13 protein-coding genes are annotated in these 14,116 nt (G+C 69.2%); 6 read left to right on the top strand and 7 right to left on the bottom strand.

Features of this window, described 5'->3' with window-relative positions; all coding sequences use genetic code 11:
* From ACFUEJ_RS22165 to ACFUEJ_RS22150, 4 genes are all read left to right on the top strand, one after another.
* The coding region (locus ACFUEJ_RS22165) for an MFS transporter (protein WP_388031865.1) at positions 1-311 on the top strand (311 nt) is incomplete at its 5' end.
* 34 nt (positions 312-345) lie between these two features.
* Positions 346-1,578, top strand: coding sequence for an arginine deiminase (locus tag ACFUEJ_RS22160; protein WP_265965649.1), 1,233 nt, complete (start codon positions 346-348; stop codon positions 1,576-1,578).
* 13 nt (positions 1,579-1,591) lie between these two features.
* Complete coding sequence (locus ACFUEJ_RS22155; protein WP_231742358.1) at positions 1,592-1,978, top strand: GntR family transcriptional regulator; 387 nt, start codon at positions 1,592-1,594, stop codon at positions 1,976-1,978.
* 31 nt (positions 1,979-2,009) lie between these two features.
* On the top strand, positions 2,010-3,791 hold the full coding sequence (locus tag ACFUEJ_RS22150; protein ID WP_207624910.1) for a BCCT family transporter: 1,782 nt from the start codon (positions 2,010-2,012) through the stop codon (positions 3,789-3,791).
* A gap of 62 nt (positions 3,792-3,853) precedes the next feature.
* Here the strand turns inward: ACFUEJ_RS22150 and ACFUEJ_RS22145 are convergent, their stop codons facing one another.
* Positions 3,854-5,167 (bottom strand): aminotransferase class I/II-fold pyridoxal phosphate-dependent enzyme, encoded by a 1,314-nt coding sequence (locus ACFUEJ_RS22145; RefSeq protein WP_058251662.1) that lies wholly within the window; start codon positions 5,165-5,167, stop codon positions 3,854-3,856.
* Between the two features lie 91 nt (positions 5,168-5,258).
* Here ACFUEJ_RS22145 and ACFUEJ_RS22140 point away from each other — a divergent pair, with 91 nt between their 5' ends.
* Positions 5,259-5,675, top strand: coding sequence for a DUF5313 domain-containing protein (locus ACFUEJ_RS22140; protein ID WP_068972385.1), 417 nt, complete (start codon positions 5,259-5,261; stop codon positions 5,673-5,675).
* A 24-nt stretch (positions 5,676-5,699) separates the two neighbouring features.
* Here the strand turns inward: ACFUEJ_RS22140 and ACFUEJ_RS22135 are convergent, their stop codons facing one another.
* A complete protein-coding gene (locus tag ACFUEJ_RS22135; RefSeq protein ID WP_388031869.1) occupies positions 5,700-7,229 on the bottom strand; it encodes a dolichyl-phosphate-mannose--protein mannosyltransferase in 1,530 nt (509 codons plus the stop codon).
* A gap of 29 nt (positions 7,230-7,258) precedes the next feature.
* Here ACFUEJ_RS22135 and rsmI point away from each other — a divergent pair, with 29 nt between their 5' ends.
* Entirely contained in the window at positions 7,259-8,203 is a 945-nt protein-coding gene (rsmI, locus tag ACFUEJ_RS22130) for a 16S rRNA (cytidine(1402)-2'-O)-methyltransferase (RefSeq protein WP_265965633.1), read from the top strand.
* Here the strand turns inward: rsmI and ACFUEJ_RS22125 are convergent.
* The 5 genes from ACFUEJ_RS22125 to ACFUEJ_RS22105 form a co-directional block, all read right to left on the bottom strand.
* Entirely contained in the window at positions 8,127-9,374 is a 1,248-nt protein-coding gene (locus tag ACFUEJ_RS22125) for a helix-turn-helix domain-containing protein (RefSeq protein WP_265965630.1), read from the bottom strand. The genes rsmI and ACFUEJ_RS22125 overlap by 77 nt on opposite strands.
* A gap of 29 nt (positions 9,375-9,403) precedes the next feature.
* Complete coding sequence (locus tag ACFUEJ_RS22120) at positions 9,404-10,627, bottom strand: aminodeoxychorismate synthase component I (protein WP_265965627.1); 1,224 nt, start codon at positions 10,625-10,627, stop codon at positions 9,404-9,406.
* Positions 10,628-10,642: 15 nt separating this feature from the next.
* Positions 10,643-12,217 carry a methionine--tRNA ligase gene (gene metG, locus ACFUEJ_RS22115; protein ID WP_165630312.1) on the bottom strand — a complete coding sequence of 525 codons (1,575 nt, stop codon included), beginning with the start codon at positions 12,215-12,217 and terminating at the stop codon, positions 10,643-10,645.
* A 156-nt stretch (positions 12,218-12,373) separates the two neighbouring features.
* Positions 12,374-13,363, bottom strand: coding sequence for a HEAT repeat domain-containing protein (locus ACFUEJ_RS22110; RefSeq protein WP_068972390.1), 990 nt, complete (start codon positions 13,361-13,363; stop codon positions 12,374-12,376).
* A 2-nt stretch (positions 13,364-13,365) separates the two neighbouring features.
* Positions 13,366-14,061, bottom strand: coding sequence for a HEAT repeat domain-containing protein (locus tag ACFUEJ_RS22105; RefSeq protein WP_265965622.1), 696 nt, complete (start codon positions 14,059-14,061; stop codon positions 13,366-13,368).
* Positions 14,062-14,116 lie beyond the last annotated feature (55 nt).

Genomic DNA, 14,116 nt, shown 5'->3' with positions numbered 1-14,116 from the left:
GGGTGGGCTCGGGACTGTTCGCACCCACCCATCAGGCCGCTCTCGCCGATGTCCTCGGCAACCGTCAGCAAGGCGGGTCGGCGCTCGCCGCCTACGGCATGTCGTCGGACCTCGGTGCCGTCACCGGTCCGGTCATCGTGGGATTCGTCGCCGATCGGGTCGGTTTCGGGCCGGCGTTCGTGCTGACCGGGGTGGTGGCCGCGGTGGCGCTGGTCCTGTGGATCTTCGCGCGTGAGACCGCGCCGGTGATCGTGGGCGACGGTCCGACGATGACTCCGACCGACACGAAGGCCCGCGCAGACGATGAGTGATGTGCGCGGGCGGACGACGAATTACGGTTGAGCGATGACCGCGCCCGCCTACGACTACGCCCTCGGCGCCGACTCGGAGGTCGGCACCCTGCGAGCGGTCATGCTGCACCGCCCGGGCGACGAGTTGCGCCGGCTCACCCCGCGTAACAGCGACCAGCTCCTGTTCGACGGGCTGCCGTGGGTCGGGCGTGCGCAGGAGGAGCACGACGCCTTCGCAGAGGTGCTGCGCGAGCGGGGAATCGACGTCTATCTCCTCGGTGACCTGCTCGCCGAGACCATCGCGCACAGCGGTGCGGCCCGCATCCAGGGCATCGCCGCGGCGGTGAGCGCGCGGCGGCTGGGCACACACCTCGCGGAAGATCTCGCGACCCATCTGCGAGGGTTGTCGCCGACCGACCTCGCGTACGTGCTGACGGCCGGCATGACGTTCGACGAGCTGCCGATCACACCCTCTGCCGAGCGGTCCTCGCTCGTGCGGCGGATGCACCACGGACCCGAGTTCGCGATCGAACCGCTGCCGAATCTGCTGTTCACCCGCGACAGTTCGTTCTGGATCGGCGGCCGGTTCGCGATCACCTCGCTCGCGCTTCCCGCCCGCGCGCGGGAGACGTCACTGACCGATCTCATCTACGCCCACCACCCGCGATTCACCGGGGCGCGGCGGGCCTACGAGTCGCAGGTCGCGCCCATCGAAGGCGGTGACGTGCTGTTGCTCGCCGCCGGTGTGGTGGCCGTCGGGGTCGGCGAACGGACGACGCCCGCCGGGGCGGAAGCACTGGCGCGCAGTCTGTTCGACGACAACCTGGCGCACACAGTGCTGGCGGTGCCGATCGAGCAGTCGCGCGCCTTCATGCACCTCGACACCGTCTGCACGATGGTCGACACCGACGCCGTGGTGATGTATCCCAACATCCGCGACACCATGTCCGCATTCACCCTCGTGCACGACGCCGCGACCGACGCGGTCCGGATCACCGGGGAGCGGCCCTTCGTCGACGCCGCCGCCGAGGCGATGGGCATCACCAAGCTGCGTGTCATCGACACCGGGCTCGATCCGGTGACGGCCGAGCGGGAGCAGTGGGACGACGGCAACAACACCCTCGCCCTCGCGCCCGGGGTGGTGGTGTCCTACAACCGGAACGTGGAGACCAACCGGCGACTCCGGGACTCGGGCATCGAGGTCATCGAGATCGAGGGTCGGGAACTGGGATCGGGCCGCGGTGGGCCGCGGTGCATGTCGTGTCCGTTGGCCCGTGATCCCCGGTGAGGAGGAGTATCCGGTGACCCCCGACACCCCGGTGGCGCTCGACGCACTGCAGATCGACCCGGCCTCCGACCGGCCGCCCTTCGAGCAAGTACGAGTCGGCATCATCGAGCTCATCGAGTCCGGCGAACTGCTCAGCGGCGAGCGTCTGCCGACGGTCCGGGCGCTCGCCTCGCGGCTCGGCGTGGCCGCCAACACGGTCGCGCGGAGCTATCGGGAACTCGAGGCGGCCGGCGTCATCGAGACCCGCGGGCGGCAGGGCTCGTTCATCAAGGCGGGTCGCCACGATGCGCTCGACGCGGGTTTCGCGGCTGCCAAGCAGTACGTCGAAACCGCTCGCGAGCTGGGCCTGGACGATCCCGTGATCGTTGAGATACTCAACCGTGCGCTCGGGCGAACTTGAATACCTGAACCGAGATTGATTGGCTTGACGAATGACAAGTGAACAGGATGTGATCACCGGGCGTCCGAAGCAGACACTGGACCCGGTGGTCTTCACGGTCACCGCGGTACTGGTCATCGCGTTCGTGATCTGGGGGATCGGGGACAAGGAGAGTCTCAACACGACGACCACCGAGGTGCTGGGTTGGATCACCAAGAACCTCGGCTGGCTGTTCATCCTCTCCGCCACCGGCTTCGTGATCTTCGCGGTGTTCCTCGCCGTGTCCAAGTACGGCCGGATTCCGCTCGGCCGCACCGGGGAGAAGCCGCAGTTCCGCACCGTGAGCTGGATCGCCATGATGTTCAGTGCCGGCATGGGCATCGGCCTCATGTTCTTCGGTGCCTACGAGCCGCTCTACCACTTCGCCAGTCCGCCACCGGAGATCGGCTCCGACGACATCCGCGCGGCCATGGCGACGACGATGTTCCACTGGGGCTTCCACCCGTGGGCCATGTACGCGGTCGTCGGGCTGGCGCTGGCCTACAGCACGTACCGGCTGGGCCGGACCCAGTTGATGAGCGCGGTGTTCACCCGGCTCCTCGGACCGCGGGTGGCCAACGGCCCGGGCGGGAAGATCATCGACATCCTCGCGATCTTCGCGACGCTGTTCGGGACGGTGGCATCACTCGGCCTCGGCGCGCTGCAGATCGGATCGGGACTCGACACCCTCGGTTGGGTCAACGAGCCGACGAAGATGCTGCTGGTCGCGATCATCGCCATCCTCACCGCCGCGTTCGTCGCGTCGGCCGTGTCGGGGATCGCGCGCGGCATCCAGTGGCTGTCCAACATCAACATGGTGCTCGCCATCGTGCTGGCACTATTCGTGTTCGTCGTCGGACCGACTATCTTCATCCTGAACCTGCTGCCGACGACCCTCGGCGCCTACTTCACCGATCTGACGAGCTTCGCAGCCCGCTCGGACGCCACGATCATGACCGAGGAGGGTCATCAGTGGCTGGCGGACTGGACGATCTTCTACTGGGCGTGGTGGGTGTCCTGGACCCCGTTCGTGGGTCTGTTCCTCGCGAAGATCAGCCGCGGCCGCACCATCCGCGAGTTCGTGATCGGTGTGATGGTGGTACCCACGACGGTCTCGCTGGTCTGGTTCTGCGTCTTCGGCGGTACCGCGATCCATCAGGACATCGAGGGCACCCTGGCGTTCGATCCGGCCACCGCGGCCAGTGAGAGCACGCTGTTCGACGTGCTCGCCCACCTGCCGTGGACCGGGGTGGCCTCGGCGCTGGTGATGATCCTGGTCGGCATCTTCTTCGTCTCCGGCGCCGACTCCGCGTCCCTCGTGATGGGCACTCTCTCGCAGCGCGGCGTCGAACACCCGTCGCGTCCCCTCACCGTGTTCTGGGGTGTGCTGACCGGTGTCGTGGCTGCGCTCCTGCTGGCCATCAGCGGCGACGACGCCCTCGACGGCATCAAGACGATGGCGATCATCGCCGCGTTGCCGTTCGTCGTGGTGATGATCGGCATGTGTCTGTCGCTCTATCTCGACCTCCGACACGATCCGCTGATCGTCTCCCGCCACGTGCTGACCGCTCAGGTCGACGAGCATGTCCGGGAACAGGCCAACGCCATCGCGACCGGGGAGCTCGAGGCGATCGATGCCGACGCGATACGACACCTCGAGAAGATCGACCCCGACTACGTCGACCAGGCAAACGGATCGGCGCCCGCCGAGCCGACGGTCGACCCGGGGCCGGACGACGAGCCTCGGGACAAAGGCACTCACGGCACCGACCGGTTGACCGGACCGACGGTGTGACAACCCCCACCGGGGTCGGCAACCGATCCCGGTGGGTGAGTCGTCGTCGGGTCGGTGGGTCCTCAGCCGTGTCCGACCGCCCCGGCGAGCGCTGTGCCGAAGGTCTTCGCGGTCGCCCGGTCGAGCCGGGAGGTGGTGACGCGCAGACCATTTCGCTGCTCGGCCCCGTCGACGGCGAATACCGTCCCGGGTTGCACGGCCCACCCCAGGCGCGCCAGTTCGACGCCGACCCGCTCCGCGGGCACCTCGGGCGGAAGATCGACCCACACGTTGATCCCGTCGGGCGGTCCCATGGTCGACGCCACCCCCCGGGCATCGAGCACGTCGATGAGAAGTCGTGTGCGACGGGCGTATTCGAGGCGTGCGGTGGCGATGAGCGCGGTCGTCGCCGGATCGGTGAGCAGATGCGCCGCGGTGGTCTGCAGCAGGTGGCTGACCCAGGGGCGGCCGGAACGCAGCCGGGCGTCGAGCGCGGCGGCCGTGGTCGGGTCGGCATCGACGAGCGCGACCCGCAGATCCGGACCCAGGAATTTCGCGACGGACCGGACGACCGCCCAGTGTCGGCTGTTGTCCGGGATCACCCGCTGATAGTCGCGAACCGACAGGAGTGAGAAGTGGTCGTCTTCTATGACGAGCACCTCGGGGTATCGCTCGAGAACCGTGCGTAGTTCATCGGCACGAGCCGCGGAGAGGGCGATCCCGCCGGGGTTGTGACCGCGGCAGGTGACGATGACCGCTCGGGCGCCCGCACCGAGCGCCCGCGCCAGATGATCGGGGCGCATGCCGTGCTCGTCGAGCTCCATGGGGAGCGCGCGGTACCCGTTGACACGGATCGTGCCGACGCTGGCGAGGAAGCACGGATTCTCCACTGCGACGCAGTCGCCGCGGACGAGGTGGGTGTTCAGCAGCCGCTCCATCGCGTCGACGGCTCCGTGGGTCGCGATGAGTTCCCCCCGTTGCGGGTGCTCCCCGAACAGCACCGACGCCGCCTCCCGCAGTGCCGGCGCCACCGCGGCGGTTCCGTACATCGTCGGTCGGTAGGGGGCCGCGGCGATCGCGGCGCGCAGGTCGGGCAGGAGATCGGGATCGGGATTGCCATCGGCGAGGTCGATGGTGTCCGCGGGAGCGGCGAGTTCACTGCCGGGGTGGAGCCGGTCGGCGACCACCGTTCCGCCGCGGCCGCGGGTGTCGGCGGCGCCCACCGAGACGAGCTGCCGGTACGCAGCGGCCACGGTGTTGCGGTTGACTCCCAACTCGGCTGCGAGTTCACGGATCGGCGGCAATGAGTCGCCCGGTCGCAGACGGCCGGAGACGATGGCGTCTCGCACGCTCTGGACGATGGCCTGCACCGTCTGCCCGGTGATCACGACGCTCACCACGACCTCCCTGCCGATCAAGATCACGTTCTTTTGTCCTAGGACAAATGCTACGGTGGTCGCACGGCACCGAGACCAGGAGTTGTGCGCCATGAACCGAAGTCCCGAATCCGCCCGTCCGACCTGGGGTCGCCAGGTTGCCTACTGGTACGGCGGGCGACTGCCCGCCTCGATGACGGAGTGGGTCGGCAACGACCTCGCCGGTCCCGGTGCGTCCGTGCGGATGGTCGCCCGGTGGTCGATACCGTGCATCCTGCTCCTGCTGCCGATGTTGTTCGTCCCCGCCCCGTGGGGAGTGCGGATCACCATGACGATGCCGATCCTGCTGTCGTACCTGTTCTTCTCCATCGCCCTGAACCGGGTCTACCGTCGCTACCGACTGGTCCAGCACGGACTGGACCCCGAGCTCGTCAACGCCGTCGATCGTGTGAAGAACGCCGACCTGTACGCCGAGTACCACCGGAAATACCGCGGCGAGAACGGCCGGCCGGTGTCCGTCTCCCGGTAGGGGACCAGGCCGCGTCACGGTTGCTCAGCCCCAGCTCGGCAGCCAGATCTGCTGCCGCCACAGGCCGGGCGAGATCGGGGAAGCGGTGAGGATCGGCCACAACCACACGAAGTTGGTGACGACCAGACCCACGTAGATCGCCACCACCATGATCGCGAGGGCCCGACGCTCGGGCCGGGCGCGGGCGGTCGCCGCGGCCGAACGCAGCAGGTCGCCGCAGCACAGCGCGAGGCCCATCACCAGGAACGGCGCCAGCACGGTCGCATAGAAGAAGTACATCTGCCGGTCCAGGGCGAGGAACCACGGCAGGATCCCGGCTAGGTAGCCGACCAGGACCGCCGCGTACCGCCAGTCACGCCGCACGATCCACGACCACAGTCCCCACAGCAGCATCGGCAAGGCCAGCCACCAGAGAGCCGGCGACCCGATCAGCATCTGCGCGCGCACGCACTCGCCCGCGCCGCACTGGTCGGGACCGTTCTCGAGCGCGTACAGCATGGGGCGCAGGCTCATCGGCCACGTCCACGGCTTGGACTCCCACGGATGTTGGTTGCCCGCCGAATTGGTCAGCCCCGAATGGAATTCGAGGATTCCCGACTCGTAGTACCACAACGATCGCCAGGCGCCCGGCACCCAGGCGAACGGTCCGCCCGTACCGATCGTGTTGCCCACCTGATAGCGGTAGACGGCCGTCTCGCTGTTGAACCAGGGCAGGTAGGTCAGGAAGTAGATGACGACCGGCATCACCGCGAGGCTCGCGCCGCTCGGCACGACGTCGCGCACCAGGGTGCCCACCCAGGGGCGTTGCACGTGGTACGCCCGGCGGGCGGCCACATCGAGGCCGATCGCCAGTGCGGTGAAGAAGATGACGTAGTAGATGCCCGACCACTTGGTGCCGCAGTTGAGCCCCAGCATCACGCCGGCGACGAACCGGTACCACCGGAAGCCGAGGCGCGGCCCGAAGGGACTGTCGGCGATCCGGCCCTCGCGGTACACGCGGTCCATACGCTCCCGCACCTGGTCGCGGTCGGCGACGAGCGCGGCGAAGGTGGCCACGATGAACAGCGTCTGGAAGATGTCGAGCATGCCCATCCGGGACTGCACGAACAGCACGCCGTCGCAGATCGCGAACACACCCGCGATCGCTCCGACGAGCGTCGAACGCGTGAGCCGCCGAACCGCACAGTAGATCAACACGACGATGAGGACGCCCGAGATGGCCGGTGCGACGCGCCATCCGAGCGGGCCGTAACCGAAGACCGCTTCCGAGGCGGCCAGCATCCACTTGCCGACCGGCGGATGCACGACGAGGCCGTACGCCGGGTTGTCCTCGATCCAGTTGCCGCCGGTCAGCACCTGCCAGCCCTGCGGGACGTAGTGCTTCTCGTCGAAGACCGGCGTGCCCTTGTCGGTGGGGTGGGTCAGGGCCCAGAAGCGGGTGATGGTGGCCAGCAATGCGATGACCACGCCGACGAGGAGTCCACGCCCGCGGTCGGGGGCACCGAAGAGCGGTGCGGGCACGTCCGGGCCCAGGCGAGGTGGCACCCGATCGATCCTAGTGGTCCCTCGTAAGCTGGCTGTCGATGAACGCCGCCCAGTCCGACTCGCCCCAGCTCGACGACGATACGACCGTGTCTCCTGACGCCACCGGGGACGCCGATCCCGGTCCCGGTCACTCGTCGGACGCGCGCGGCCGGCTGGTGTTGGCGGCCACCCCGATGGGACAGGTCGACGACGCCTCGCCGCGTCTGCGTGCGGCGCTGCGGACCGCGGACATCGTCGCCGCCGAGGACACCCGTCGCGCCCGTGCGCTGGCCGCGGCGCTCGATGTCGAGATCGGCGGGCGGTTGGTCAGCTATTACGACCAGGTCGAGGCCGCCCGTACGCCGGGTCTCGTCAGCGCGATCGCCGAGGGGCAGACCGTACTGCTCATCACCGACGCCGGGATGCCGTCGGTCAGCGATCCCGGATACCGCGTCGTCGTGGCATGCGCGGACGCCGGACTACCGGTCACGGCACTGCCCGGACCGTCGGCGGTGACGACGGCCCTCGCGGTGTCGGCACTGCCCTCCGAGCGGTTCTGTTTCGAAGGGTTCGCTCCCCGCAAGCCCGGCGCCCGGGCCGCGTGGCTGCGCGAACTGGTGTCCCAGCCCCGGACCGCGGTCTTCTTCGAATCGCCGCACCGGCTCGCCGACACGCTGGCGGCCGCGGCCGAGATCCTCGGTCCGGACCGTCGCGCGGCGGTGTGCCGTGAGATGACCAAGACCTACGAGGAGGTCCGGCGCGGCGGACTCGCCGAACTCGCGGAATGGGCGAGTGGGGGCGTCCGCGGCGAGATCACCGTCGTGATCGCGGGTGCGGTCGCGGCCGAACCCGACATCGACGACCTCGCCGATCGAGCCGAGGAACTCGTGGCCGGCGGCATGCGCCTCAAAGACGCCTGCGCCGCGGTCACGCAGGGTTCCGCTGCCTCTCGACGCGACGTCTACCAGCAGGTGCTCGAAAGACGTCGAGCTGATCCGGGCTGACGCGCAACTCCACCCGCGGCGCGAGGCGGTAGGGGCGGCTCGAGACGAGCGCGCCGACCACCCGGCGCAGCCGCGACAGTTCGGCGCGCACGCTCACCGTGTGGCCGTCGTCGCCGAAGAGCAGCTGGCTCAACCGCTGTGAGGTGAGGCCCTGCTCGCCGGCGTCGGCGAGCAACAGCAGGATCTGGGCGTGGCGACGGGTCAGGACGGTGCGCCACGGTTCACCGTCGCCGGTCACCGTGACCGTCGGCTCACCGTCGAGGGAGAGCTCGGCCAGGACCGGGCCGGACGGACCCGCCGGACGCACCAGCCATCCGCGGCCGAGACGTTCGACCACACAGATCCCCAGTCCCGGCACGAACTGACGCATGTCGTCCGTCGGGACCGCGACGCGCACGGGCGGGGTGCAGCCGCGGCCTTCGGCCACCCACCCGTCGTCGTCGATGAGCAGTCCCGGTCCGTGCAGGCCGGCCAACTGCGCCTGGCCGGAAAACCGGAGTTCGGCGAGCTCTCGCTGGTGGGCGAGGGTGATCTCGTGTTCGCCGAGTGCGGCCAGCGCCGAGGTGAACGCCGATGCCGCCGGCTGCATCTCCATGGCCGGGCCCGCCAGGCCGGCGATGGCGATCATGTCGCCGGTGCGGTGGTCGTGCACCGGCACCGCGGTGCAGAAGAGTCCGTGCAGCGAACTGTAGTAGTGCTCGGCGCCGAACAACCGGGTCGGGCGCTGGAGATGAACCGCGAGGCCCACGGCCGTGGTCGCGGTGGAGTTCTCGTCCCAGCGGCTGCCCTCGACGAGGTCGAGTCGATCGGCCTCCGGGAGAACCGACGCCGAACCTCCCCGCCACAGCAGCACGCCGTCCGCGTCGAACACGCCCAGGGTCATCGATGCGTCGTCCGCCGACTGGGCGAACAGACGCTGCAGCGGCTGCACCGCGTCCCGTAGCGGGTGCGCGGCCCGGCGTGTCTCGAGTTCGTCGTCGGAGATGTGGCCCGGATCGTGCGTGTCGACGGTGGACCGGTGTCGACCCGACCGGACACGACCCCATGATTCGATGACATCCCCCGGGACCTCGGCACGCGGGGTGCCGCCCGACATGAAGGCATCGTGGTCACGGCGCAGATCACGATCGAGCACCGCGAGATCGGTGGACGACCGGATGGGCACAGTCATGGCGGAATCGTACCCAAAGCGGCACTCGATCATGCCGATCCGCGCGACCCCACGATGCTCGCGGCCTTGTCGAGGCACTCCTGCCATTCCCGGGCCGGGTCGGAATCGATGGTGATCCCACCGCCGACACCGAGGGCGAGGGCCCCGTCGGGTGCGATCTCCACGGTCCGGATGGCGACGTTGAGATCGAGGGCGCGGTCGGGTCCGGCCATGCCGATGGCCCCGCAGTACACACCGCGGGCATCGGCCTCCCAGCCGTCGAGGAGTTCCATCGCCCGCAGCTTCGGGGTGCCGGTGACCGACGCCGGCGGGAACGTCGCCGCGAGAACGGCGTCGTTGCCCGTGCCCGGTGCCACGATGGCCTCCACCCGCGAGACGAGGTGCCAGACGCCCGGGGCGGGCACGACCGACAGGAGCTCGGGTACCCGCACGCTGCCGGTCACCGCGATGCGTCCCAGATCGTTGCGGACCAGGTCGACGATCATGATGTTCTCGGCGATGTCCTTGGCCGACGCCGCCAACGCGTCGGGGTCGGCGTGCGCGGGCAGGGTGCCCTTGATCGGCGACGACGTGATGATGTTGCCGGTCCGGCGCAGGAACGTCTCCGGCGACAGGCTCGCCACTGTTCCCCAGTCACCTTGTAGGAAAGCGGCTTTCGCCGGTGCGGTGGCGCCCGCGAGTTCGGTGAAGAAGTCGACGGGGTCGCCGCTGAGCGTTCCGGTGAAGCGGGTGCACACACAGGCCTGGTAGACCTCGCCGTCCCGGATCGCGTCGAGGCATCTCGCGATGGCGGCGAGGTGCGGAACCCGCTCGGGGGCATGCCATTCCGTCGCCGACAGTGGGGTGGTGGCGCTCGGCCGGGCCGAGGAACGGTCGCCGGCGGCACGGATGGTCGCCGTCACCCAGTCGGGGATGCCGGTGCCGACGGACTCCCATCGGCCGTCGCGGAGCACGAGCACGCCGTCGGTGTGCCCGCCGACGTTCGCCGGCAACGGCGCCTCGTCCGGCCGCACCGGGAACCCGAGGTAGCCGAACCAGAACCGGTCGGGATCGTCGGGCGGGAGGCAGCCGGGCGTCAGCGCGACCGACGGTGCGATGACCGCGTCGGCGTCGTACCAGTCACCGATCAGCGCGGCGGGCGGCGGCAGGCGACGGGCGGCGGTCTCGGTGTGCAGGGCGCGGAGCACGTCGAGCGCCGGCGCTGCCGCAACCGGGCCGGGCAACGCAGATCCCACCCCGTTCGACGCGACCATTCCGGATGCGCGAGTTCAGTTCTCGTATCGCGGGAACACCGGAGTCGGCTTCGGCAGCACGGTTCCGGGTTCCAGCCGGCTCGCGACCGCGGTGAACTGACGATCGACGTCGGCGACGAGCAGATCGAGGATCTTGTTGGACGACTCCGGCATGACCGGCTGGCTCAGGAGTGCGACGATGCGCACGACCTCGGCGCAGACATAGAGAACCGTGCCGGTGCGCTCGAGATCGGTCTTGGCCAGCTTCCACGGTTCCTGTGCCGAGATGTACCGGTTGGTCTCGGCCAGCGTCGCCCACAAGGTCTCCAGCGCCAGGTGGATGGCCTGGTTGTCGATGTGGGCCCGCACGGCGTCGAGCAGGGAGTCGGCACGCGCGAGAAGCGCGGTGTCGACGTCGGTGAGTTCGCCCGGTGCCGGCAGGGTGCCGTCGAAGTACTTGCCGATCATCGACAAGGTGCGCTGGGTCAGGTTGCCGAACTCGTTGGCGAGGTCGGCGTTGATGCGCGACACGATCGCCTCGGCGGAGTACGAACCGTCCTGCCCGTAGGACACCTCGCGGAGGAAGAAGAACCGCACCGGGTCGAGCCCGAACTCGTCGATGAGGTTCTCCGGGTCGACGACGTTGCCGACCGATTTGCTCATCTTCTCGCCCTTGTTGAACAGGAATCCGTGTGCGAACACCCGCTTCGGCAGTTCGACGCCGGCGCTCATCAGGAACGCGGGCCAGTAGACACAGTGGAACCGGATGATGTCCTTGCCGATGATGTGCAGGTCGGCCGGCCAGAAGCGCGCGAAGGCCTCCGGGTCGTCGACGAATCCGACGCCCGTGAGGTAGTTGGTCAGGGCGTCGACCCACACGTACATGACGTGTTCGGGATGGCCGGGCACCGGGACGCCCCAGTCGAAGGTCGTGCGCGACACCGACAGATCGGTGAGACCGCCCTTGACGAAACTGATGACCTCGTTGCGCCGGACGTCGGGGCCGACGAAGTCCGGCTGGGACTCGTAGAGCTCCAGCAGTTTGTCCTGGTATGCCGAGAGCCGGAAGAAGTAGGTCTCCTCCTCGGTCCAGGTGAGCACGTGTCCGGTGTCGGTCGCGACGCGGTCGCCGGACTCGTCGACCCGGGTGTCCGCCTCGGCGTAGAAGGTCTCGTCCCGGACGTCGTACCAGCCGGAGTACTTGTCCAGGTAGATGTCGCCGCGGTCGCTCATCCGCTTCCACAGTTCCTCCGAGGCCCGCTTGTGGTCCTCGTCGGAGGTGCGGATGAAGCGCTCGAAGCTGGACCCGAGGCGTTCCTGCAGGGCCTGGAACCGGTCGGAGTTCCGCTTGGCCAGTTCCGCGGTGGGGATGCCCTCCGCGGCGGCGGTCTGCTGCATCTTCTGCCCGTGGACGTCGGTGCCGGTCAGGAACCGGACGTCGAACCCGTCGAGCCGCTTGAACCGCGCGAGTGCGTCGGCGGAGATGTACTCGTAGGCGTGCCCGATGTGCGGAGCGCCGTTGGGGTAGGCGATCGCGGTGGTGATGTAGTACGGGCGTCCGCCGCCGTGGGACGCGCCGGACGGATCAGGGCTGGTCAGATCGGGTGCCATAGTGCCCAACAGACTACCGACCGCGCGCGACCGGACCCAATTCCGGTCCGGCCGATTCGGTCGGTTCACACCCACCCCTTTTCAGTGAACCCACGGCCCGGTGTGGACGTGGGTTCACCGAAATGGGGTGGGTGTGCGGCTCATGAAACCTGGCGCTCAGTCCACCGGCCGCTGGTCCAGAATCACGACCGCTGTCCTGGCGACCATGTCGTCGGCATCATGGATGTACACCTGTAGCGCCGAAGTCGATGCGGTACCGGGGATTTCGGCGAGCGCCTGCACCAGCCTCGATCGGACGGCCGCGTCCGGGTCGGCGCCCAGGCGGTCGACGAGCAGGTCGACGATCCGCTCTCGATGTGCCTCGTGGCCGGCGAGGATCTCGGCGGCCTCGACGTCCCGGTCGCCGGCTGCGATGAGCTCGACCAGTGCATCGACCGCAGCGGCGACGCCGCGACGCCCGAGGGTCAGGGCGGCGATGCGTCGGACCACGGTGTCGGGGTCGTCGAGCAGTCCGCGCAACACCGAGGCGACCTCCGGGGTCTCGTCGACGGCGGCGAGGGCGGTGACCGCTCGGCGTCGGATCGACGGGTCGGGGTCCGACGCGCCGGTGGCGAGACGCTCGACGCCGCCCGGCCGCTGCGCGAGGGCCCAGCGCAGCGCGCCGGCGACGTTGGGATCGGTCTCGGCCAGCAGCGCGTCGGCCAGCGAATCCCCGGACACGCCCACCTCCCCGGCGAGCAGTGCGGCCTGCTGACGAAGGGCCGCATGCTCGGACTGGACCGCACGGAGGAGGCCGATCACACCCAGCACCGACGACCAGTCCGAGGGGCCCGTCGCCCGGACATGTTGCAGGCGCTCGAGGAGTTGCGCGTCGGCGGCCATCCTCGCCTTCGTGTCGTCGACGAGCCGGTCCATGAGCGAGTCCGGCGCGAACTCCGGGTCGTCGAGCGCGAGTCCCACCTCCCGCAGCGACAGTCCGAGCGAGCGGAGACTCTCGACGTGCATCAGCCGTTCGAGGTCGGCGTCGGAGTATTCGCGATAACCGCCCGACGTCCGGCCCGTGGGCCGGACGAGGCCGAGCGAGTCATAGTGGCGCAGCATCCGGTTGCTCAGACCGGTATGCCGCGCCACCTCGCCGATCAGCACCGCTACGTACCGTCCTCTGGCCCCATCGCCGACGAATCCTCAGCCGCGGCATCGCTGTTCACCAACCGTGTCGCGTACTCCAACGCAGCGGCGAAGTCGCTGTCCGGGTCGTCGATCAACCGCTCGGTGGCGGCCACGTGTGCCCGTACCGTCAGATCGCCGCGCCTCTTCGCGGCGGTCAATGGTCCGGCGGCGGAGCCTCCGAGCCCGGCCAGGGCACGGCTGAGACTCCGCTGCACGTCCGTGCTCCCACGACCGAGTTCGCCGGCCAGTTCGTTCGCGAGCCAGGTCTCCCGCCCGGACGGGACCAGGCCGACGGCGGTCCGCCACGCGGCGCGCGCCACCTCGTCGTCCGTGTCGTGCAGGAGCGCGAGGGTGATCGACGTCCACGCCGATCGATCCCCGATCTTCGACAGGGTGTGCAGGGCCTGGGCCCGCGCCTGTGGGGACGCCGACCCCAGCTCGGTCACGAGTCCGGGAACCGTGAGATCGGCGGGCAACCGCGTGAGGGCCCAGGTCAGCATGTCCCGCACGAAGAAATCCGGCTCGACGCCGCAGCGTCGGATCAGCTCCTCGGCGTAGCCGGGATGGGGGTTGCTGCCCGCCGCCATCGCGGCACGCAGCCTCGTCGAGGCGTCATCGGCGGCGAGCGCCGCCAGCAGGGCAGGGTCGGGCGCGTGGGTTGTCTGGTCGGTCATCGTCGACCACCTCCTTCGCCACCCATCTGAGCGCTTGACACAGTGAGAAGGTCAA

This window comes from Gordonia sp. NPDC057258 (assembly GCF_042668985.1).
Lineage (GTDB): Bacteria > Actinomycetota > Actinomycetes > Mycobacteriales > Mycobacteriaceae > Gordonia > Gordonia hongkongensis.
Note: the sequence above shows the minus strand (reverse complement) of the source record. Positions and strands in the feature narration are given on the sequence as shown.

Excerpts from the sequence above, each read along its gene's own strand:
- ACFUEJ_RS22150 (WP_207624910.1), top strand. The coding sequence starts at position 2,010 with ATGACAAGTGAACAGGATGTGATCACCGGGCGTCCGAAGCAGACACTG.
- ACFUEJ_RS22125 (WP_265965630.1), bottom strand. The coding sequence starts at position 9,374 with ATGACTGTGCCCATCCGGTCGTCCACCGATCTCGCGGTGCTCGATCGT.
- ACFUEJ_RS22105 (WP_265965622.1), bottom strand. The coding sequence starts at position 14,061 with ATGACCGACCAGACAACCCACGCGCCCGACCCTGCCCTGCTGGCGGCG.
- ACFUEJ_RS22160 (WP_265965649.1), top strand. The coding sequence starts at position 346 with ATGACCGCGCCCGCCTACGACTACGCCCTCGGCGCCGACTCGGAGGTC.
- ACFUEJ_RS22120 (WP_265965627.1), bottom strand. The coding sequence starts at position 10,627 with ATGGTCGCGTCGAACGGGGTGGGATCTGCGTTGCCCGGCCCGGTTGCG.
- metG (WP_165630312.1), bottom strand. The coding sequence starts at position 12,217 with ATGGCACCCGATCTGACCAGCCCTGATCCGTCCGGCGCGTCCCACGGC.
- ACFUEJ_RS22140 (WP_068972385.1), top strand. The coding sequence starts at position 5,259 with ATGAACCGAAGTCCCGAATCCGCCCGTCCGACCTGGGGTCGCCAGGTT.
- rsmI (WP_265965633.1), top strand. The coding sequence starts at position 7,259 with ATGAACGCCGCCCAGTCCGACTCGCCCCAGCTCGACGACGATACGACC.